At 69.9% G+C, this 18,899-nt stretch carries 21 protein-coding genes, 1 tRNA gene and 1 other RNA gene; 8 read left to right on the top strand and 15 right to left on the bottom strand.

The annotated features are described in order from the left end of the window. Positions 1 to 59: 59 nt before the first annotated feature. From Ade02nite_RS36735 to Ade02nite_RS36725, 3 genes are all read right to left on the bottom strand, one after another. Positions 60 to 755, bottom strand: a complete 696-nt coding sequence (locus Ade02nite_RS36735) for an aggregation-promoting factor C-terminal-like domain-containing protein (RefSeq protein ID WP_203773859.1) — start codon at positions 753 to 755, stop codon at positions 60 to 62. A 93-nt stretch (positions 756 to 848) separates the two neighbouring features. After that, positions 849 to 1,571: a class I SAM-dependent DNA methyltransferase gene (locus tag Ade02nite_RS36730; protein ID WP_203773857.1), complete on the bottom strand. Its 723-nt coding sequence runs from the start codon at positions 1,569 to 1,571 to the stop codon at positions 849 to 851. Between the two features lie 24 nt (positions 1,572 to 1,595). Continuing rightward, positions 1,596 to 2,393: an S-methyl-5'-thioadenosine phosphorylase gene (locus tag Ade02nite_RS36725; protein WP_203773855.1), complete on the bottom strand. Its 798-nt coding sequence runs from the start codon at positions 2,391 to 2,393 to the stop codon at positions 1,596 to 1,598. 124 nt (positions 2,394 to 2,517) lie between these two features. Here Ade02nite_RS36725 and Ade02nite_RS36720 point away from each other — a divergent pair, with 124 nt between their 5' ends. Beyond that, on the top strand, positions 2,518 to 3,075 hold the full coding sequence (locus Ade02nite_RS36720; RefSeq protein WP_203773853.1) for a YqgE/AlgH family protein: 558 nt from the start codon (positions 2,518 to 2,520) through the stop codon (positions 3,073 to 3,075). An 81-nt stretch (positions 3,076 to 3,156) separates the two neighbouring features. Next, positions 3,157 to 3,229, top strand: a tRNA-Ala gene (locus tag Ade02nite_RS36715). 142 nt (positions 3,230 to 3,371) lie between these two features. On the opposite strand, the gene Ade02nite_RS36710 is transcribed toward Ade02nite_RS36715, so the two are convergent. Further along, positions 3,372 to 4,241 carry an AraC family transcriptional regulator gene (locus Ade02nite_RS36710; RefSeq protein WP_203773851.1) on the bottom strand — a complete coding sequence of 290 codons (870 nt, stop codon included), beginning with the start codon at positions 4,239 to 4,241 and terminating at the stop codon, positions 3,372 to 3,374. 72 nt (positions 4,242 to 4,313) lie between these two features. Further along, on the bottom strand, positions 4,314 to 4,937 hold the full coding sequence (locus Ade02nite_RS36705; RefSeq protein ID WP_203773849.1) for a hypothetical protein: 624 nt from the start codon (positions 4,935 to 4,937) through the stop codon (positions 4,314 to 4,316). Between the two features lie 14 nt (positions 4,938 to 4,951). Between Ade02nite_RS36705 and Ade02nite_RS36700 the strand changes: the two genes are divergently transcribed. After that, positions 4,952 to 5,230, top strand: coding sequence for a hypothetical protein (locus Ade02nite_RS36700; protein WP_203773847.1), 279 nt, complete (start codon positions 4,952 to 4,954; stop codon positions 5,228 to 5,230). A gap of 29 nt (positions 5,231 to 5,259) precedes the next feature. Next, entirely contained in the window at positions 5,260 to 6,093 is an 834-nt protein-coding gene (locus Ade02nite_RS36695; protein ID WP_203773845.1) for a PHP domain-containing protein, read from the top strand. 179 nt (positions 6,094 to 6,272) lie between these two features. Here Ade02nite_RS36695 and Ade02nite_RS36690 read toward each other — a convergent pair whose 3' ends face one another. Beyond that, the gene (locus Ade02nite_RS36690) at positions 6,273 to 7,211 is read right to left on the bottom strand and encodes an ArsR/SmtB family transcription factor (RefSeq protein WP_203773843.1); all 939 of its coding nucleotides are present in this window, start codon (positions 7,209 to 7,211) and stop codon (positions 6,273 to 6,275) included. Positions 7,212 to 7,270: 59 nt separating this feature from the next. On the opposite strand from Ade02nite_RS36690, the gene Ade02nite_RS36685 reads away from it, so the two are divergent. From Ade02nite_RS36685 to Ade02nite_RS36675, 3 genes are all read left to right on the top strand, one after another. Then, positions 7,271 to 8,656 carry a M1 family metallopeptidase gene (locus Ade02nite_RS36685; protein WP_203773841.1) on the top strand — a complete coding sequence of 462 codons (1,386 nt, stop codon included), beginning with the start codon at positions 7,271 to 7,273 and terminating at the stop codon, positions 8,654 to 8,656. Positions 8,657 to 8,806: 150 nt separating this feature from the next. After that, positions 8,807 to 9,058 (top strand): type II toxin-antitoxin system Phd/YefM family antitoxin, encoded by a 252-nt coding sequence (locus tag Ade02nite_RS36680; RefSeq protein WP_203773839.1) that lies wholly within the window; start codon positions 8,807 to 8,809, stop codon positions 9,056 to 9,058. Then, positions 9,058 to 9,432 (top strand): type II toxin-antitoxin system VapC family toxin, encoded by a 375-nt coding sequence (locus Ade02nite_RS36675; RefSeq protein ID WP_203773837.1) that lies wholly within the window; start codon positions 9,058 to 9,060, stop codon positions 9,430 to 9,432. Before Ade02nite_RS36680 ends, Ade02nite_RS36675 begins: the two co-directional genes overlap by 1 nt. A gap of 470 nt (positions 9,433 to 9,902) precedes the next feature. Here the strand turns inward: Ade02nite_RS36675 and ssrA are convergent. The 8 genes from ssrA to Ade02nite_RS36635 form a co-directional block, all read right to left on the bottom strand. Further along, positions 9,903 to 10,279, bottom strand: a transfer-messenger RNA (tmRNA) gene (gene ssrA / locus Ade02nite_RS36670). A 41-nt stretch (positions 10,280 to 10,320) separates the two neighbouring features. Further along, positions 10,321 to 11,031: a cellulose binding domain-containing protein gene (locus Ade02nite_RS36665; RefSeq protein WP_203773835.1), complete on the bottom strand. Its 711-nt coding sequence runs from the start codon at positions 11,029 to 11,031 to the stop codon at positions 10,321 to 10,323. A 44-nt stretch (positions 11,032 to 11,075) separates the two neighbouring features. Next, a complete protein-coding gene (smpB, locus tag Ade02nite_RS36660; RefSeq protein WP_203773833.1) occupies positions 11,076 to 11,552 on the bottom strand; it encodes an SsrA-binding protein SmpB in 477 nt (158 codons plus the stop codon). A gap of 69 nt (positions 11,553 to 11,621) precedes the next feature. Beyond that, positions 11,622 to 12,806, bottom strand: a complete 1,185-nt coding sequence (locus tag Ade02nite_RS36655) for a M23 family metallopeptidase (protein ID WP_239169321.1) — start codon at positions 12,804 to 12,806, stop codon at positions 11,622 to 11,624. 153 nt (positions 12,807 to 12,959) lie between these two features. Continuing rightward, the gene (gene ftsX / locus Ade02nite_RS36650) at positions 12,960 to 13,835 is read right to left on the bottom strand and encodes a permease-like cell division protein FtsX (RefSeq protein ID WP_203773831.1); all 876 of its coding nucleotides are present in this window, start codon (positions 13,833 to 13,835) and stop codon (positions 12,960 to 12,962) included. A gap of 65 nt (positions 13,836 to 13,900) precedes the next feature. Then, a complete protein-coding gene (gene ftsE / locus Ade02nite_RS36645) occupies positions 13,901 to 14,581 on the bottom strand; it encodes a cell division ATP-binding protein FtsE (RefSeq protein ID WP_203773829.1) in 681 nt (226 codons plus the stop codon). 155 nt (positions 14,582 to 14,736) lie between these two features. Continuing rightward, a complete protein-coding gene (gene prfB / locus Ade02nite_RS36640) occupies positions 14,737 to 15,849 on the bottom strand; it encodes a peptide chain release factor 2 (protein WP_203773827.1) in 1,113 nt (370 codons plus the stop codon). 105 nt (positions 15,850 to 15,954) lie between these two features. After that, positions 15,955 to 16,470, bottom strand: a complete 516-nt coding sequence (locus Ade02nite_RS36635) for a PadR family transcriptional regulator (RefSeq protein WP_203773825.1) — start codon at positions 16,468 to 16,470, stop codon at positions 15,955 to 15,957. A 322-nt stretch (positions 16,471 to 16,792) separates the two neighbouring features. On the opposite strand from Ade02nite_RS36635, the gene Ade02nite_RS36630 reads away from it, so the two are divergent. Then, positions 16,793 to 18,163: a hypothetical protein gene (locus Ade02nite_RS36630; RefSeq protein WP_203773823.1), complete on the top strand. Its 1,371-nt coding sequence runs from the start codon at positions 16,793 to 16,795 to the stop codon at positions 18,161 to 18,163. A 221-nt stretch (positions 18,164 to 18,384) separates the two neighbouring features. On the opposite strand, the gene Ade02nite_RS36625 is transcribed toward Ade02nite_RS36630, so the two are convergent. Then, complete coding sequence (locus tag Ade02nite_RS36625; RefSeq protein WP_203773821.1) at positions 18,385 to 18,894, bottom strand: DUF6912 family protein; 510 nt, start codon at positions 18,892 to 18,894, stop codon at positions 18,385 to 18,387. Between the last annotated feature and the right edge of the window lie 5 nt (positions 18,895 to 18,899).

Here is an 18,899-nt window from a genome sequence, read left to right as displayed (position 1 = left end):
CGGCCAGGAAGTGGCTCGCCGTCGCCCACGCCCTCCAGTAAACGACAGCCGGGAGCGGGTCAGTAGCTGCCGTTGTTCTGGAAGTTCTGCCAGGCGCCGCACGGGGTGTCGTAGCGGCCCTTCACGTAGCCCAGGCCCCACTTGATCTGGGTGGCCGGGTTGGTCTTCCAGTCGGCGCCGACGGAGGCCATCTTGCTGCCGGGGTAGGCCTGCGGGATGCCGTACGCGCCGGAGGACTTGTTGGTCGCCTTGTAGTTCCAGCCGGATTCCTTGGTCCACAAGTTGTTCAGGCAGGGGAACTGGTCGATGCCGAAGCCGTAGTCGAGCATCAGCGCGCAGCCGATCTGGCGGCTGCCGCTGAACTCGTTGCAGGAGCCGGGGATCGGGCCGTCGTAGGGGACCGGGCCGCCGTTCTCCAGCGCCTTCTTCCTCGCCTCCTCCGCCTTCTTGTCCGCGATGACCTCCTGCTCGAGGTCGTGGGCGCGGGCGGCCGTGAGCCTCGTGGCGGCGGCGGCCTTGGCGGCGGCGGCACCCTCGGCCTCGCGCTGCCAGGCGCGGGCGGCGGCGTGCTCGCTCTGGCGCTGCTTGAGCATGGTGAGGTCCTGCGACTCGACCTGGAGGTCCAGGACCTGGGCGGCCCCGGCGGGCGACTCGGTCACGCGGTCCTTGCCGAGATAGACGCCGCCGAGCAGACCCGCCACCAGCAAGCCCACCGACGCCGCGCGCACGCCGACGCGGCCCCATCGCCGTTCCACGAGGAGTCCCTTCGCCGAGGATCAACGGCGAATACCATCACGCACGGCACCCTGTTCGCGAAACAGCACAACGCGGATGTGGCATGAGTCACATCAAATCTTGACCCATGTGGAGACGTGGGCGCCGCTCTCGTTGCCGAAGGGCGCCCGGGACCACGATGCCCATCGATGTTCCGGCTCCATGCCGGCGAGCTGGGCCATCAGATCGAGCTCGGCCGGCCACACGTACCGGAAGGGGATGGTGGAGATCTCGCCGTCGACCACGTGGACCGAGCTCATCGCCTGGGTGGCCGGCTCGTAGGTGTCGAAGCCGAGCGTCGTGGGCGTGACGGTGAACGGGACGGCGGTCTGGCCCGGCGGGAGCTTGCGAAGCTCCGGGACCATCACCTCGATCAGGAAACGGCCGCCGGGGCGCAGGTGGGCCGCGGCGTTGCGGAAGCACTCGACCTGGCCGCGCTGCGTGGTCACGTTCATGATCGTGTTGAAGACCAGGTAGACCAGGTCGAACTCGCCGCCCACCCGGGTCGTGGTGAAGTCGCCGATGGTGACGCCGATCCGGTCGGCGCCGGGCTTGGCCCGCAGGCGGGCGACCATCGCGCGGGACAGGTCGATGCCGTGCACCTCGACGCCGCGCTCGGCCAGCGGCAGCCCCACCCGTCCCGTGCCGATCGCGAACTCGAGCGCCCGGCCACCGTCCGCCAGCTCGGCCAGCGTGTCGGCGGTCTCGGCGATCACCGCCGGATCGAACGGTGGAGTGTTCGGGATGTCGTACCGCTCGGCGACCTTCTCCCCGAAGAAGCCATCGGTGTCCGTCATCGCCCGACCATAGCGCCGGACGGCCTACGGCAGGTCGATCGGCAGCTTCAGGCCGTCCAGCGCCGACGCGCAGGGGCAGGTGCGCTCCGCCGGGAGCTTGGTCACCGCATCCAGCAGTACGGAACGCAGCCGCGCGGTGTTGTCCGCGAACACCCGGAACACCTCCTCCTGGGTGACCCCGTGCTCGCCCTCGACCCCGGCGTCCAGATCGGTGACCAGGGCGATCGCCGTGTAACAGAGGCCCAGCTCGCGGGCCAGGACCGCCTCGGGATGCCCGGTCATGTTCACGATCGTGCCGCCGATCGAGGTGAACCAGCGGGACTCCGCGCGCGTCGAGAAGCGCGGGCCCTCGACCACCACCATGGTGCCGCCGTCGACCGGCTCCACCGGCCGGGCGGCCTCCAGGACGGCACGGCGACCGTCCGGGCAGTACGGGTCGGCGAAGTTCACGTGCACCGCGCCGGTGTCGTAGTACGTCTGCGCGCGCCCGCTCGTGCGGTCGATGAGCTGGTCGGGCACCACAAAGGTGCCGGGACCCAGCTCGGGACGCAGGCCGCCGACGGCGCACGGCGCGACGATCTGGCGTACCCCCAACGAGCGAAGCGCCCACAGGTTGGCCCGGTAGGGGATCTTGTGCGGCGGGTAGCGGTGATCGCGCCCGTGGCGCGGCAGGAACGCCACGTCACGGTCACCCACCCGGGCGACAGTGATCGGATCGGACGGCTCACCGTAGGGCGTGGACACCACATGCTCGGCCGCGCCATCCAGGAGGGCGTACAGCCCCGAGCCGCCGATGACGCCGATCTCCGCCGCTGCGTTCATGGCCAGACCTTATCGGTGGCCGGAAACTCGGGCTAATGTGCGTTCATGGCGTTGGTGGAAGCGTTGTGCGTGGCGCTGCGGACTACCCGTGAATAGCGAGGGTCAGCGGATCGGAGGCCGGTCGATGGAGTCGATGACCGGCCGGCTCCTGGTGGCGACACCCACCCTCAAAGACCCCAACTTCGACCGTACGGTCGTGCTGCTGGTCGCCCACGAGACCGGCGGCGCCCTCGGCGTGGTGCTCAACCGGGCCACCGAGGTCCCCGTCTCCGACGTGCTCGGCGCCTGGGGCGAGCTGGCCGGCGACCCGGCGGTCCTCTTCGAGGGCGGCCCCGTGCAGCCCGAGTCGGCGATCTGCCTGGCCCGCACCCGCCCCGAGGTGAAAAAGCGCCTGTCCGGCTTCCACCAGGTGTCGGGCGCCCTCGGCACGGTCGACCTCTCCACCGACCCCGAACGCCTCCGCGACAGCGTCGCCGGCGTCCGCGTCTTCGCCGGCTACTCGGGCTGGTCCGCCGGCCAGCTCGAGGAGGAGATCGCCGCGGGCTCCTGGTTCCTGCTGGACGCCCTCCCCGGCGACCCCTTCATCAACCGCCCCGACGACCTGTGGGCCATGGTCCTGCGCCGCCAGGGCGACATCCTCGCGGCGGTGGCCCACTTCCCGCCGGACCCGGCACTCAACTGACCCGGGGGGAGGGGGTCCCGTCAGCTCCCCTCGGAAGGTGTGTAGTATTTCCTCCGTGCCCGGGTGAACCGGGGACGGCAAGGGGCTGTGGCGCAGCTGGTAGCGCACCACACTGGCAGTGTGGGGGTCAGGGGTTCGAGTCCCCTCAGCTCCACGAGAGCAAATTGAGCGACCCCTGCTCGCGGACAGCGCGAGCAGGGGTCGCTCTCGTTATGTCTGCTCCGGGGCCGAGCCCCGGAGACCCCACGGTGCGGTGGGCCCGCACGGCGTATCGGTTACGGATGGTGTGGCGTAGGTCATGCCGGTTCGACGGGCAGCCAGAGCTCACAAGTTGCGGTGCTGAAGTCGTCCGCGTGCTTCAACACGGCGACCATCTCCGGGCCCGGACGTAGCCGCCAGGGGTTGGAGGGGAACCACTCGGTGGCGGTCGCGGCCCACGTGTCCTGCAACGTCCGCGGGTACGGCCCCTCGGCCCGGAAGACCGCCCACCGGCCGGACGGCACGTCGATGGTGTCCAGGCCATCGGGCGCCGACGTTTCCAGGGTGACAGCGACGCCGTGGAGGTATGTGAGCTCGCTGCCCTCGGCGCGGTCGGGATCGAGGTCGTCGCTGACCGCGAGCAGGCCCGCCGGCTCGGCGTTGCTCAGCGCTTTCAGGCGTACGTGCTCCTCCTGCGGCAGCCCGGCGATGTGCTGCTGGATGTGCGGGTTGGCGCCCTGGTGGATCAGCGGGACGCGGGCCGCGTGCCCCACGAGCCGGAACGCGGGACGGTCGACGATGCGGGTCTCCATGCGATTGCTCCCTTCGACGCTCAGGCGGAACCTGAGCTGCGGTTGTGCGCGAAGGGGGCCGCCGTCACGGCGCACGTCGCCGGGGCTCGCACCGTGGACCGCCTTGAACGCCCGCCCGAACGCCTCGGCCGAGCCGTAGCCGTACCGGACTGCGACGCTCAACAGGTCCCGCTCGTGCTGGACCACCTCGGCGGCAGCCACGGTCATGCGACGCCGCCGGACGTACTCCGAGAGCGGCATGCCGGCCAACGACGAGAACATCCGCCGCAGGTGATGCTCGGTCGTGCCGAGCTGCACCGCCACATCGTTGACGTCGAAGCCCGTCGTAAGGTGCTCCTCGACCAGGTCGACAAGCCGGTTCAGCGCAGAGATCATCGGCTCCCCTTCTCGGCCTCAACCTTGCCGGGAAGCCCACCGCCGGCGCCCGATCGTCACGGTCCGATCCGATCATGTGGGCGTGCGAGGCTGCGCCCGTCCGGGGTCCGCCGGGTCCAGTCCGGCGATCACGGCAAGATCCTCGGCCGGCAGGTCCAGCGCCAGGGCCACCTCCTCGATCAGCGCTCGTTCGGGAGCCAGCCGGCCGTCACGGAGCATCCTGATCGTCGACACCGCTCGCCCGGTGCGCCAGGCCACCTCCTGGACCCTCAGGCCACGCATCGTCACCAGCAGCTGGAACACGGCACCGAAGGGATGCGGCTCGCGTTCCCCGGCCGGGGCGAGCGCGGGCCCGATGACCGTCTCCCCGACCTTCATCTGCCACCGGAGAAGCCGGTCCTCCAGCAGCCTGACTCGCGCCGAGAACGCCAGCACCTCGCCCGCGCCCCGGCCGACGAAGCCCGGCACCGTGACCTCGACGACCTGCACATCCCCGGGCGTCAGCGCCCGTGACGAAGAACTGGCACGCGGCGCCCCCACGTCAACAACTCGCCAGGCGCGGTCCCACCACGGCAAATCCGCCAGCAGCCCCTCGAAGAACGCCCCCAGAACAGCCCGCTCGTCCGGCACAGCGCCCACAGAACGAGTCAGCGCCCCGACCACAGCAGCGCTCAGCAAACGCTCCCCATCCATCACCGTCGAATGGTTGCATGGTGGGTGTGCAGGGGTGGGTACGGGTGCGGGATTGGGTCGAGCCGGATGAGGCAGCGGCGTGGAGCGGGGACTGGCTGGTGCAGTGGTGCGGTGCGGACCCGGTCGCGGGCGGGGCGGACAAGCGCGAGCTGGTCGCCCGCATGTGGACCCGGCGCAAGGCGCAACGAAAACCGAAGCGGCGGACCGTCATCACCGCCGAGCTTTGGCGCGAGGAGGGCGGGGACCGCGAGGTGCTGCTCTTCCTGGAGGGCCCGGCAACACCCCGACGTCTCTGACGTCCGGACAGTGGCGCAGGTGAGTGTCCATGCTGCCCGTTGACGGCCATGTGCACACCGAATGGTCGTGGGACTGCGAGCCCGGCGACATGGAGGCCAGCTGCGCCCGGGCGTTGCGGATGGGCCTGCCGGCCGTCGCCTTCACCGAACACCTCGACTTCACCGTCTGGACCAACGTGGAGCCGGCGCCGGACGCTCCCGCCAAGGTGACCGGCCTCATCAGCGAGGACGGCACGCTGACCCCGCCACCACTCGACGTCGAGGGCTACCTGTCCTGCGTCCAGCGCTGCCGCGACCGATTCCCCGGCCTGCTGATCCTCACCGGGGTCGAGGCCGGCGAGCCGCACTGGCACCGCGACCGGGTCGCCACGGTCCTCGGAGCGGGCCAGTTCGACCGCGTGCTCGCCTCCCTGCACACCCTGCCGCTGGGCGATGGCCTCAACGAGCCGGGCGAGCATTTCGCGCAGCGCCCGGCCGCGGACGTGGTCCGCGACTACCTCGCCGAGATACCACGGCTGGTGGCCGGCTTCACCGACTTCGAAGCCCTCGCCCACATCGACTTCGTCAGCCGGTATTGGCCGGCCGCCGCGGGCCCCTTCGACCCCGCAGACTTCGAGGAGGAGTTCCGGTACGCGCTGACGGCAGTCGCTACGACCGGCCGGGCCCTGGAGGTCAACACCAACCGCAAACCGTTCCCGGAGATCGTCCGGTGGTGGCGCGAGGTGGGCGGCGAGGTGATCACCTTCGGCAGCGACGCACACGCCCCGTCCTTCATCGGCAACGGCTTCGCCGAAGCGGTCGCTTTGGTCGAGGCGTCAGGCTTCCGCGCGGGCCGCCACCCGTACGACAGGTGGTATGCCTAGCCGACAGCCCCGCGAACACGCGCCGCCCACCGTCTCGTGGACATGCTCTCCGCTTACTTGACTCGGTCGGCGACGTCAGGTCGCTCCGCGCCGCCCTGGTGAAGCCGCATCCCGGCAACCCTCGTCAGTGGCAGAGAGGCCGGTGACGGAGGTGGGTGGCAGACGCGCGTTCACCGGGATCAAGCTTCCGTTCGACCTGCCCTGAGCCGGGTCGACGCGAGGACTTGCAGGCCCAGCGGGGTGAGGGTGTGCCGAACGGCGCGCCCGGCCCGCCGGGTGGCCGCCAGGCCGGCGGCCCGCAGCGCGGTGACGTGCCCGGACGCGGAGGCGGCGCTGATCCGCAGATCCCGGGCCAGCTCTGTGGTGCTGCGGCCGGTGACCAGGGCGCGCAGCACCCGGGCGCGGGTGGGGCCGACGAGCGCGGCCAGCGGGTCGTCGCGGGGCTCCGCCCAGGTCGCGGGGGCGGGATGGATCGGGTAGGTCAGCGTCGGCCAGCCGCTCGCCTCCGCGATCACCCCGGGGCGGCTCCAGAACACCGACGGCACCAGGCGCAGCCCGCGCCCGCCCAGCCGGACCTCGCCCTCGGCGGGCGAGCGCACCTCGAGCACCGGCGGCGTCCAGCGAATGTCCGGGCCCAGGGTGGCCAGCGCCGCATCGACGCCGTCGGTCAGGATCAATCCTGCGCGGTGCGCGAGCTCGGCGCGCAGCAGCGCGTCGACGGTGGTCACCGTGGGTGCGATACAGATCCGGTGGTACGCCTCCAGCGCGTCGGCGAGTCCGGCGAGGGTACGGCGGTGCGCGTCGTCGATCCCCCGCAGCTCGCCGCAGGCCGTCGCCGTGCCGGTAGCGCGCAGCGCCTTGGCGAACCGGTCGGTGGGCCATCCGCTGTATCCCTCCGGGGTCAGGAAGTCCGGGACCAGGCCCTCTGCGGGGATCACGTCGAAGAGGGCTGCCGCCGCACCGGGTACCCGGGGCCGGACGGTCTGCCGCCACCGGTCCAGGAACGGCCCGGACACGGGCTGCCGCAGCGCCTGGACGCTGCCGATGGTCTCCGCGTGCCAGGCGATGTCGAAGATGACCCGGCCCCGGTCGGCGGGTTCGAACAACAGGCGCAGCATGTTTCGACCCTGCCCGAAAGGATCGCGTACGTCGATCCCGGCCCCCGATCCTGACCGCCATGAGACACGCACGCCTGTTCAGTGCCGCGACCATCGTCGTCGCGGCCGCCATACCTGCCGTGCCGGCGTACGCCACCCCGGACGCGGCCACGGCACCCGTCGCCGGGTCAGCCTCCGCCACTTACCCGGCCACCGGGCCGCAGCCGGTCGCCTACCAGGTCCGGCTCTCGGCCGACGACACCGGCGCTACCTGGCGCGGCCATCAGCGGGTCGCCTTCGTCAACAACGGCTCCGACACGCTCGACACCGTCTGGCTGCGGCTGTGGGGCAACGGCCCGGACGGCTGTACGGCCACCCCGGCGATCGCCGTCTCGGCCGTCGAGGGCGGCAAGGCCGGCCCGCTCGCCGTCGGCTGCACCGCGCTGCCGGTACGCCTGAGCCGCCCGGCCGCACCCGGAGCACCCGCCGTGGTCGCCTTCGACCTGACCATCCGGGTGCCGGAGCGGGCGGACCGGTTCGGCCGGGTCGGGCCGTACTCGTTCCTCGGCAACGCCCTGCCGCTGCTCGCCGTACGCGACGAGCGCGGCTGGCAGCTACCCCCGTACGTGGCGAACGCGGAAAGCTTCTACTCGCTGACCAGCAACTTCGCCGTGTCGCTGAACCACCCGGACGCGCTCAGCGTGCCGGCCACCGGAACCGTGCTGGCGGAGAAGCGGAACGGCGGCCGCACCACCACGACGATCACCGCGCCGCTGGTGCGCGACTTCGCCTGGGCTGCGGGGCCGTTCCGCCGCGCCGAGACGCGCACGGCGACCGGTGTGCGCCTGCGCACCTGGTACACGCCGGACGTGACCGCGGAAGCCGCCGTGGAGGTGCAGGGGCAGGTCGCCCGGGCGATGGAGTTCGCGGCCGGCGAGTACGGCCCGTACCCGTACCCCGAAATGGACACCGTGATCGGCGGCTTCGACGGTTTCAGCGGAATGGAGTACCCGACCCTCATCCTGACCGAGCCGGCCACGCTGCCGGCCGTGCACGAGGCCGCGCACCAGTGGTGGTACGCCCTGGTCGGCAACGACGAGTACGCCCATCCGTGGCTGGACGAGTCGCTGACCCACTACACCACCACGAAGCTGCTCGGCATCCCGGACTACTGCGCCGGCGCGCCGTTCTGGTTCTCCGACACCATGCGCGTCGACGCCGGAATGGACTACTACGACCTCCGCCGCGACGAGTACGTTCCCGCCGTCTACGGCGACGGGGCCTGCATGTTCCACGAGCTGGAGGCGTTGATCGGCGGGGACGCGATCCGTACCGGGCTGCGGCGTTACTTGGCCGCCCAGCAGTTCGGCGTGGCGCGACCGGCGGAGCTGCGTGCCGCGCTGCAGTCGGCGACGACGATGGACCTGGGCGACTTCTGGATCCGCTGGCGCAACACCGCCGGCTGAGCGAACGCCCGGCATCCGCCGGACCACCGCAGCCCGGAAGCGGTCTCCGCGTACTTGAACTCAGCACAACCACCCAGAAGCGCAACCACCCGCGGCACCACTGGCCGATCAGGCGGGCACTGGACTAACCTCTTAGCTAAGGAGGTCGTCATGGCGGAGGCAGCAGCACAATTCAACATCCACGACGCGAAGACGAACCTCTCGCGGATCATTGATCGCGTCGAACACGGCGAAGAGATCATCATCAGCCGCTCCGGCACACCGGTCGCCAAGGTGATCCCCCTGAGCCGCCGGGTTGACCGGGCGGGCCGAGGAAGCCTCGCCGGTCAGCTAGTCATGACTGACGACTGGGACTCCGCTGACGTGAACGACGCCATCGCCCGGGACTTCGGGCTCGCCTGATGAGCCTCCTCCTCGACACTCACATCGTGCTGTGGTGGCTATCGGACGACCCCACCCTCGCCAATGAGATCAAGGACCGGCTGGACCACGAACCAGACGTCTACGTCAGCGTCGCGACGATTTGGGAAGTGGCTGTCAAACAGTCGATCGGCAAGTTACAGAAGCCCGAGGATCTCCCTGAGCGTATCCGAGACAGCGGTTTCCGGCAGTTGGACATCAACGCCGAACATGCCATCGCAGCCGGCCGACTCCCGCTCATCCACCGCGACCCGTTCGATCGAATGCTGATCGCGCAGGCAAAAGTCGAGCGCTTGACACTGGTGACCCGCGACGCCGAGATCGCAAAATACGACCTTCAAATCTTGGCGGCATAGACCCGCACGCGGCAGCCGCCCCGCCGGCTTCAGCACTGAGCGAGCCGCCACCGTCGCCACGCCAGCCCAACCGAACGCCGCCGCCGACTTGGCCGATCCCATGCCTCTGCCGGTCGACAACGCCCAACAAAGGCGGCACCCCCGTTCAGGCAGTGCCGCTTCCTCCGGTGGGGGGTGGTGTCCGCGTACTTGAACCCAGCCCGACCATCCCGGAGCGCAACCACCAGACACCGTGGGGCTTCAGAGGGCTCGGCCCCCTGAGCAGACATACCGAAACGGCCCCCGGCTCGCGCTTTCCGCGAGCAGGGGGCCGCCAGGCAGTGGGGGTGGTGTCCGCGTACTTGAATCCAGCCCGACCATCCCGGAGCGCAACCACCAGACACCGTGGGGTTTCAGGGGGCTCGGCCCCCTGAGCAGACATACCGGAACGGCCCCCGGCTCGCGCTTTCCGCGAGCAGGGGGCCGCCAGGCAGTGGAGGTGCCGGGAATCGAACCCGGGTCCTTCGTTGCTTCGTCAGGGCTTCTCCGAGCGCAGCTCACTATGCCTCTACTCGGCCCTCCGGCTCACGTGAGCAAGTCCGGATGACGGGCCCAGTCGTGTTTTATCTCGCCGCACAGTCCTCACGACTGGGACTGTTTGGCCAGCCTTCTAGCTGATGCCGGTGAACTGAGTCGAAGGCGATCTCAGACCGACAGACTCGCAATTACCTCAGGCGGCAAGAGCGAAGTCAGCGCGGGAGTTATCCTTGGCGCTTATAAGTTTCCGACGACCGATTCTCGAGACGACGTCGGCTTCCTCGGCTCGCTTCCCCTGTCTCCACGTACGAAGTCGAAACCAGTCACCCCCTCGTCGAGCCACCCGCAAGCCCGGGCGGCAACCACAAAAGTTTACCGCACGCTACAAGATCCGCCCACCGAGCTACAGCCGGCGGGGCGGGCGTCGCCTCGGCCGCTCTTGGAGATCTGGTATCCGAAGGTGGCGCTTCGGCCGGGGGCCAGGGAGCCGCCGTCGAAGACGAGGGTGCTGCCGTTCCGGTTGCCCGAGGCGTTCCACACGCCGCGCAGCTCGAGATCGTCGAGGCCGGAGTGGGTGACGCTCACGTGCCAGTTCGCGGCCGCCTCCCCTTCGTTCTCCACGCGTACGAAGGCGACGTAGCCTCCGTCCCAGCTCGCGGTGACCGACAGCTGGGCGTTGATCTCGCTGCGCGGGGCGGGCGACGTCGGCTTCTGGGTCGTCGCCTCGGGCCGCGGGCTCGCTGAGGTGGGCGCGGCGGACGTCGGCGGCGCAGAGGTGGGCGGCGTGGTCGACGGCGTGCGCGACGGGGTCGGTGACGGCGACGTGGCGGACGGGGACGCGGAGGCCGAGCGGGAGGCCGAGCGCGACGCCGCCGGGGCGGGCGCCGAGGTGGCCGGCGGCTCCGAGACGACCAGCGGCACCTGTGGCATCGACGGCAGGGTCACCGGGGGTTGCCGCGCGGCCTCGGCCGGGCCGACCGCCCGTACGGCGATCCAGACGACCAGGAGGACGAGGATCGCGACCCCGAAGCTCAGAACGAACCGGGCGGTGCCGAACAGGCGCACGGCGTGCTTGGCAGACAACGGCGAATCCCCCCGCGATGATCAAGAAGCGGGCGGAGCATATCTCAGGAGATGCCCTTCGCACGTCGTCCGATCGCCCGGTTGATTTCCTTCTGGGCGTCGCGGGCCGCCAGGTCCTGCCGCTTGTCGTAGCTCTTCTTGCCCTTGGCGAGCCCGATCTCGACCTTCGCGTACCCGTTGTTGAAATAGACCTGGAGCGGGACGAGCGTGATGCCCTCGTCGCGCAGCTTGCCGCGGATCTTGGCGATCTCGTCGCGGTGCAGGAGCAGCTTGCGGGTGCGGCGCGGCTCGTGGTTGGTCCACGTGCCCTGCGTGTATTCCGGGATGTGCATGCCGTGCAGGAAGAGCTCGCCGTTGTCGTCGCTGCCGAACGCGTCGACCAGGGACGCGCGGCCGGCCCGCAGCGATTTGACCTCGGTGCCGGTGAGGGCGAGACCCGCCTCGTACGTGTCGAGGATGCTGTAGTCGTGGCGGGCCTTGCGGTTGGAGGCGACGACCTTGCGCCCCTGTTCGCGTGGCATGAGACCCACCATTCCTTTGTACGGTTGAAGCCGGCGTGCGGCTGAAGCCAACCCCACAATGTTACTCGGTCAACAGAGGCACGCCGGCAGGTAGTTCAGGGGGTTGCGGGGCTCCCCGTCGAAGCGGGTCTCGAAGTGCAGGTGGTTGCCGGTCGAGGCGCCCGTGGTGCCGACCCGCCCGATGATCTCGCCGCGGCGCACGTACTCGCCGACGTGCACGAGGATCGCCGACTGGTGGCCGTAGCAGGTCGTGAAGCCGACGCCGCTGATCCGCCCGTGGTCGATGCACGTGTAGCGCCCGTAGCCGCCGGCCCACCCGGCGCGGATCACCCGCCCGTACGCGGCGGCATGGATCGGTGTGCCGCCACCCGCGGCGAAGTCCGTACCGGCGTGCAGTTGCCACACCCGGTAGTACGGGTCGTAGCGCTGGCCGTAGTCGCTGGACTTCCAGCCGCTGACCGGCATGTAGAGCCGCCCGCCCTCGTACCGGCTGTCGCCCGATTTGACCGAGTAGCCGCGCAGCGCCGCCTGGATCCGCGCCTCCTCGGCCTTGGCCACGCGATAACGGGCGAGCACCGCGGCTCGCTGCGAGTTGGCCATGCGCAGCGCCTCGGCCCGGCTGAGGGCCAGGGTCTCCAGCGCCTTCCGGGCTCGTTCGGCGGCCGCCTGAGCCGTCTTCGCGGCCGTCAGCTTCGCCCTCGCCGCCGCTTCGGCCTCCTCGGCCTCGCGCTTGGCGAGCCCGGCACGGTCCTGTTCGGTACGGGCGACCCGGCGCGCGTCGATCAACGTGTCCACCTCGCGCTGCTGCGTACGCATGATCTGCTCGACCAGGCTCAACCGGTCCATCATGTCGCCGGGCCCGCTCGCCTCCACCAGCAGGTTGATCCGCGCGATGTTGCCGCCCATGTAGCTGGCCTGGGCGATCTCGTCGACCCGGGCGCGGGACTCGTCGACGCGGTCCCGCGCCTGTTGGAAACGAGCGGCGACCTGGTCGTACGCGGCGCGCGCGGCCTGCGCGCGGCGGGTGGCGGTGTTGGCGGCGGTGACGGCGGCGGCGACCGCGCCCCGGGAGGTGGCGACGCGCTTCTGGGCCGCGGGCATGGCCGCGGTCGCGGCTTCGAGACGGCGGGCCGCGGCACGGGCGGTCTCGGTGGCGTCCTCGAGCACGGCTTCGGCGCGCTGGACGGCACGCGCGGCGCTGCCGGGGTCGTTCGGGTCGGCACGGGCCACACCCGGCGCGGCGAGCAGACTCACACAAATCGCCAAGAAGGCAAAAACCCGGATATAGGACCCCACAGAGTGCCACCGTACTCCGGTATCGGCCGCTAACCCCCGAAAACGCCCAACGGCCGCATCCCCTCGGTCGAGGAGATGCGGCCGTCGCGTGAGTTCAGCGTTTCGGGATTGTCAGACCTTCAGGTAGAAGCGCAGCGTGACCCAGGCGGTGACCGCACTGACCACGGCGCCGACCCCGGCGAGCAGCGGCAACATCAGCCAGACGTTGCCGTTGTCGATCGGCGTCAGGATGTTCGTCAGCGCTTGCAGCTTGTTGTCGAAGAGCACGACCTTGCTGACGAACAGCGCGATGAAGCCCAGGATCGCGCCGATCAGGCCGGCGACCACCGCCTCGAGCACGAACGGTGCCTGGATGAACCAGTTCGAGGCGCCGACCAGCTTCATCACGGCGACTTCTCGCCGCTTGCTGTACGCCGCGACCTGGATCGTGTTTCCGACGAGGAGCAGCGCGGCCAACGCCATCACCCCCGCGACCACCAGCGCACCCACCTGGATGGCGTTGAAGATGTTGAAGACCTTCTCGAGCAGCGTGCGCTGGTCGATGACGTCCTGGATGCCCTGCAGGCCCTGGATCTGGTCGGCGAAGGTCTTGTACTCCTCCGGGTTCTTGAGCTTCACCCGGAACGACTCCGGCAGGCTGTTGGGGCCCACCGACTTGACGAACTCGGGCGAGTCCTTCCAGAGCTCCTGGAAGCGCTTGAGGGCCTCTTCGCGCGTCTCGTACGTGCGCTCGGCGACCAACGGGTTGGAGGAGATCGCCTGGTCGATCGCCTGGCGCTGGGCCTCGGTGACGTCCGACCGCAGGAAGATCGAGACCTCGATGTTCCCGTAGTAGTAGCTCTTCATCTGGTCGACCTGCAAGTACAGCAGAACGCTAGCGCCCAGCATGGTCAGCGAGACCGACATGGTGATGATCATGGCGACCGTCATCGTGACGTTTCGCCACAGGCCCACCAGGACCTCGTTGAGGACGTACTTCAAGCGCATCGGGGGGTTCCTTCCGGGACTCCGCGCAGAACTTCAGCTAGGGGATGTTGTGTAGCGGAGCCGGCTCAGCCGTAGACGCCACGGGCCTGGTCACGAACGATGCGGCCGCTCTCGATCTCGATGACGCGGCGGCGCATCTGGTTGACGATGTTGGAGTCGTGCGTGACCATCACGACCGTGGTGCCCGTCCGGTTGATCCGGTCGAGCAGGCGCATGATCTCGATCGACGTGTCCGGGTCGAGGTTTCCCGTGGGCTCGTCGGCGAGCAGGATGAGCGGCCGGTTGACGAACGCCCGGGCCACCGCGACACGCTGCTGCTCACCACCGGAGAGCTCGTGCGGGTAGCGGTGCTCCTTGCCGCCGAGGCCGACCAGCTCGAGGACCTCGGGCACGACCCGGCGGGCGACCGCCTTGGTCTTGCCGATGACCTCGAGGGCGAAGGCCACGTTCTCGTACGCCGTGCGGTTGGGCAGCAGGCGGAAGTCCTGGAACACGCAGCCGATCGAACGGCGGAAGTGCGGGACCTTCCACGAGCGCAGGGTGGTGACGTCCTTCGCGTTCACCATCACCTTGCCGCGAGTGGGCGACACCTCGTGCAGGAGGAGCTTGATGATCGTCGACTTGCCGGAACCGGAGGGGCCGATGAAGAAGACGAACTCACCCTTCTCGATACCGACGCTGACATCGTCCAACGACGGCCGAGACGCCTTGGGGTACGTCTTCGTCACGTTCTCGAGCTGAATCACGGGAACGCAGTCTACGCGGTGTAACGGAAACGCCAAGTCCGCCGGGTCCGCCAAATTGCACCCGCGGTGGCAAAAAATCACGGTGTCCGGACAGTCCGTCCGGACACCGTCGCCATGCGTACAGCCGGTTGTGGATCACCCGGAGGACGGGTGGATCACTCGGCCTTCTGGCTCGTCTTGCGCCACTTGATGCCGGCCTCGATGAACTCGTCGATCTCGCCGTCGAAGACCGAGCTCGGGTTGCCCGTCTCCTGCTCAGTGCGCAGATCCTTGACCATCTGGTACGGGTGGAGCACGTACGAGCGCATCTGATCGCCCCATGATCCAGTGGTGTCCTGCTTGAGGCCCGCGAGCTTCGCCTCCTCCTCCTGGCGCTTGCGCTCGAGGAGCCGCGCCTGGAGCACCCGCATCGCCGAGGCCTTGTTCTGAAGCTGCGATTTCTCGTTCTGACACGTCACGACGATGCCCGTCGGAATGTGCGTCAGGCGCACAGCGGAGTCGGTGGTGTTCACGCTCTGTCCACCAGGACCCGACGAACGGTAGACGTCCACGCGCAGCTCGTTCTCGGGGATGTCGATGTGGTCGGTCTGCTCCACCACCGGCATCACCTCGACGCCGGCGAAGCTCGTCTGGCGGCGGCCCTGGTTGTCGAACGGGCTGATCCGGACCAGCCGGTGGGTGCCGGACTCGACGCTGAGCGTGCCGTACGCGTACGGCACCTTGACGGCGAACGTGGCCGACTTGAGGCCGGCCTCCTCCGCGTACGACGTGTCGTAGACCTCTGTGGGGTAGCCGTGGCGCTCGGCCCACCTCAGGTACATGCGCAGAAGCATCTCGGCGAAGTCGGCCGCGTCGACGCCGCCGGCGCCGGCCCGGATGGACACCACCGCCTCACGGGCGTCGTAGTCGCCGGAGAGAAGGGTGCGGACCTCCATCTCCTCGATCGCCTTGGTGAGGGTGACGAGCTCCTCGCCGACCTCGTCGATCGAGGCGCTGTCGCCCTCGGCCTCGGCCATCTCCAGCAGGAGGCCGGCGTCGTCGAGCCGGGAGCGGAGCCGCTCGAGCTTGCTGATCTCACCGGAGACGTACGACAGGCGGCTGTTGACCTCCTGGGCACGGGCCTGGTCGTCCCACAGGTCGGGTGCGGAGGCCTGCTCCTCGAGGTCGGCCTTGTCCCGGCGCAGCTTGTCGACGTCCAGGACGTTCTCGATGTTGCGCAGGGTGGCGTCGAGGGCCTTGAGTTGCTCGGGATAGTCGGCAGCGGTCACGACAGTCAAGACTACGCTGCCCCGGCCAAGATCTGGCCGGGGCGGCACGGTGCGGGCCGCTCACGACGAGCCGCACACTCGCGCAGGTCGTGAGCAGGCCTCGCGTCAATTGGCCGGTGCGATCTTGAGCCAGCTGAGCGCGGCCTTGTGATAGGCGACGGCGAACTCGAGGGCGGCGGCACCGTACTGGTCCCCCGCCTTCTTCGCCTCCTTCGCCTGTTCCTTGGCCATCGCGAGCGCCTCGGAGTGGTACTCGCTCGCGCCGGTGTAGAGGGTCTGCAACTGATTGCCGCTGTGCTGCTCCCCGAAAGCGACACGGAGAGCGACCGGATTACGCAGGGCGTCCCGGCCCGGAGACTCGGCGAGCCACCGGCTGAAGGCACGCTTGCCGGAGGCGGTGATGGCGTAGGGCTGGCTGGATCTGGGGCCGGGCTTACCGAGGCGCACATAGCCCATTTCGGCAAGAACCGGCAATTCGCGGTAGACCTGGCTCCGCGTCATCGACCAGTATGGCCCGAGGCGGCGTTCGGCAGCCGCCATGAGCTGTCCGCCGGTCATGGGCCCCTCGTGAAGCAGGCCGAGCAAAGCGGCAGCCGTGGGATTGATTTGAGAGTCGGGCATGCCTTCTAAGCTGCCACTTTGTCGCGCCGACGTCCAGGATTTCGCCCGATCCGTCCATTTTGCGTCTCCACAAACGACTGTCCCGCACAGACAGTCCGACTTCGAGAGTCGCGATGGCGCGTTCGACCGTGAAAGTTGCTTGTGACCAGGTAAAATGGCGCGTCCTAAACGGTCAGACGGCGATGCCGGGCAGCAAACGGCCGAAAAGGTACGTAGACGTTCCGGAATTCGGCGTTCCAAGCCTTAAAAGCGGCATTCCCGGTCAAGCCGGGCTGCGGACACCGGACCGGCCCCGCCAGCTTCGGCGGCTACTCTGAGGCCCATGACTGAGCAGGACACCCCAACGGCGCCGCAAGCGGACGCCAGCGCCGAGCAACCCTCGTCGACGGGTCTCCTGCTCGCGCTCGCCACCCTCGTCTGGATGGCCGCCATGCTCTGGTCGGCCCGCGCGACGATCACAGGGCGTGAGGACGCGGAGATGGAGGTGACCTCCACGGCCTACGCGCTGCCCGGCGCGATCTCCGCCGCGTTGGTCACCGGTGCCGCGGCCGGCCTGGCGGTGCTCAACCTGATCTCACGCCGCCGCGCGCTCGGCGCCACCACGCGGTTCGCGGTCGCCACCGGCACGGGCCTGCTGATCGGCCTGCTTGGCGCTCTCTCCATCGTGACCATCAACACCGAGGGCTGGCTGTACGCGGTGGTCGGCGGCACGGTCGCCGCCGCCGCCACGATCGGCGGCGCGCTGTCCGGCTTCCGCATCCCCCGTGTGATCAACGCGGTCGGGTGGGGCTCGGTCGCGGTGTTCCTGGTCGGCTTCGTGCTCAACCTTTTCCAGAGCCCGCTGCTGTCGGCACTGGGCTCGCGCGACTCACAGTCCTCACAGGCCAATGCGGCGCAGTGGTTCTCCTACGGTCAGGCGTTCCTCAGTGGTCTCGCGGCGGGCCTGGTGGCTTACCGGCTGCTGCGGCGCGCCCGCCGGCGCAGCGGCGAGCTGGACGTGCCGTGGGGCTTCTACGCCGTCGCGGGCGGCGGCCCGGGCCTGCTGCTGGTGATCGCCGAGCTGCTGACGCGGACGGCGGGGTCGCGGGTGCTCGAGCTGGCCGGCAAGGTCAGCGAGCTGGAGCTCGTGGTGCAACAGATGCTCAGCGGGGCGCGGTTCAACAGCGCGCTGACGGTGCTGTTCGTGGGCGCGCTCACCGCGATGTTCGCGGTCGGCCGCACGATCCGCCCCACTGAGGACGACGAAGACGACGAGCCGCCGGCCGCGGCGCCGGTGTCCCGCTCGGGCCGCGTCCGCCGCACCCCGGAAGAGCCGGCCGCCGCCACGACCGTCGCCGCGGACAGCGCCGCCGATCCGGACACCGACGACGCCTCCACCGAGCCGCGCGCCGCCGCCTCGGCCGCCTCGCCCAACTCGGCGGCGTCACCCAACTCGGCCGGCTCATCCAACTCGGCCGCGTCGCCCAACTCGGCCGCGTCGCCCAACTCGGCCGCGTCGCCCAACTCGGCCGCGTCGCCCAACTCGGCTGGCTCACCCAACTCGGCCGCGTCGCCCAACTCGGCGGCGTCGCCCAACTCGGCGGCGTCGCCGGCCTCGGAGGCGTCGCCTGCCTCGGAGGCGGAGAGCGACTCCGACGGCGACAAGATCACCGCTGAGACGGCCGGCGCGAAGCGCGGCGAGGCTTCCAGCTAGGTCGCCCGGCACGGCAGCCACACTTCGGCCGCCCGACGCCACAGCCAAGCTTCGGTCGGCCGACGCCACACCCGCACTTCGGCCGGCCGGCGCCACAGCCAAGCTTCGGTCGGCCGGCGCCACAGCCACACTTCGGCCGCCCGACGCCACAGCCGCATTTCGGTCGGCCGGCACCACAGCCGCACTTCGGTCGGCGGCGCGGCGGGCAGTCGGCGGGGTGGTCAGATCAGTTCGTCGAGTTCGGAGACGGCGTACCACTCCAGCTCGTGGTCCTCGGCGCTGTCGACCGTGAACTGGGCGTCGGGGTCGCCCGCCAGGGCCTCGTCGACGACCTCCGCCGCGGCGGCCACCGACTCGGCCGCGTCGGCGCCGTCCACGTGGATCGAGGCGACCTCCTTGAGCGAGATCGGCTGCGGGATCTCCACGGTGCTCGAGCCGAGCTCGATGTCCTGGACGACCAGCGACGACGCCGGCACGTCGGCCGAGACCACCACCCGGCGCCGGGGAGCGGCCGGGTCGTGCCGCAACAGCTGAAGGGCGGCCTGCGCGGCGCGGGTGAACGCCACGTATTCGAGCTCCTCCTCGTCGCCCTCCGCATACCACTCGCGCAGCGCGGGCGTCACCGCGTGCGCCTCCAGCGACCCGGCGCCCAGCTGCCCGGAGGCGCGCAGGGCCCCGAGCAGCGGCACGGTGGCCGGCACATACACCCGGACCAGCTCGGTGATCGGCACGTCTC

Origin of the sequence: Paractinoplanes deccanensis (assembly GCF_016862115.1) — a bacterium.
Lineage (GTDB): Bacteria > Actinomycetota > Actinomycetes > Mycobacteriales > Micromonosporaceae > Actinoplanes > Actinoplanes deccanensis.
The sequence above is the reverse complement of the archived record's forward strand: the minus strand, read 5'-3'. Positions and strand labels throughout refer to the sequence as shown.

What these genes read in the sequence shown, in the direction of transcription:
- Ade02nite_RS36730 (WP_203773857.1), bottom strand. Translation starts at nt 1,571, where the DNA reads ATGACGGACACCGATGGCTTCTTCGGGGAGAAGGTCGCCGAGCGGTAC.
- Ade02nite_RS36725 (WP_203773855.1), bottom strand. Translation starts at nt 2,393, where the DNA reads ATGAACGCAGCGGCGGAGATCGGCGTCATCGGCGGCTCGGGGCTGTAC.
- Ade02nite_RS36720 (WP_203773853.1), top strand. Translation starts at nt 2,518, where the DNA reads ATGGAGTCGATGACCGGCCGGCTCCTGGTGGCGACACCCACCCTCAAA.
- Ade02nite_RS36710 (WP_203773851.1), bottom strand. Translation starts at nt 4,241, where the DNA reads ATGATCTCTGCGCTGAACCGGCTTGTCGACCTGGTCGAGGAGCACCTT.
- Ade02nite_RS36700 (WP_203773847.1), top strand. Translation starts at nt 4,952, where the DNA reads ATGGTGGGTGTGCAGGGGTGGGTACGGGTGCGGGATTGGGTCGAGCCG.
- Ade02nite_RS36695 (WP_203773845.1), top strand. Translation starts at nt 5,260, where the DNA reads ATGCTGCCCGTTGACGGCCATGTGCACACCGAATGGTCGTGGGACTGC.
- Ade02nite_RS36690 (WP_203773843.1), bottom strand. Translation starts at nt 7,211, where the DNA reads ATGCTGCGCCTGTTGTTCGAACCCGCCGACCGGGGCCGGGTCATCTTC.
- Ade02nite_RS36685 (WP_203773841.1), top strand. Translation starts at nt 7,271, where the DNA reads ATGAGACACGCACGCCTGTTCAGTGCCGCGACCATCGTCGTCGCGGCC.
- Ade02nite_RS36680 (WP_203773839.1), top strand. Translation starts at nt 8,807, where the DNA reads ATGGCGGAGGCAGCAGCACAATTCAACATCCACGACGCGAAGACGAAC.
- Ade02nite_RS36675 (WP_203773837.1), top strand. Translation starts at nt 9,058, where the DNA reads ATGAGCCTCCTCCTCGACACTCACATCGTGCTGTGGTGGCTATCGGAC.
- smpB (WP_203773833.1), bottom strand. Translation starts at nt 11,552, where the DNA reads ATGCCACGCGAACAGGGGCGCAAGGTCGTCGCCTCCAACCGCAAGGCC.
- ftsX (WP_203773831.1), bottom strand. Translation starts at nt 13,835, where the DNA reads ATGCGCTTGAAGTACGTCCTCAACGAGGTCCTGGTGGGCCTGTGGCGA.
- Ade02nite_RS36635 (WP_203773825.1), bottom strand. Translation starts at nt 16,470, where the DNA reads ATGCCCGACTCTCAAATCAATCCCACGGCTGCCGCTTTGCTCGGCCTG.
- Ade02nite_RS36630 (WP_203773823.1), top strand. Translation starts at nt 16,793, where the DNA reads ATGACTGAGCAGGACACCCCAACGGCGCCGCAAGCGGACGCCAGCGCC.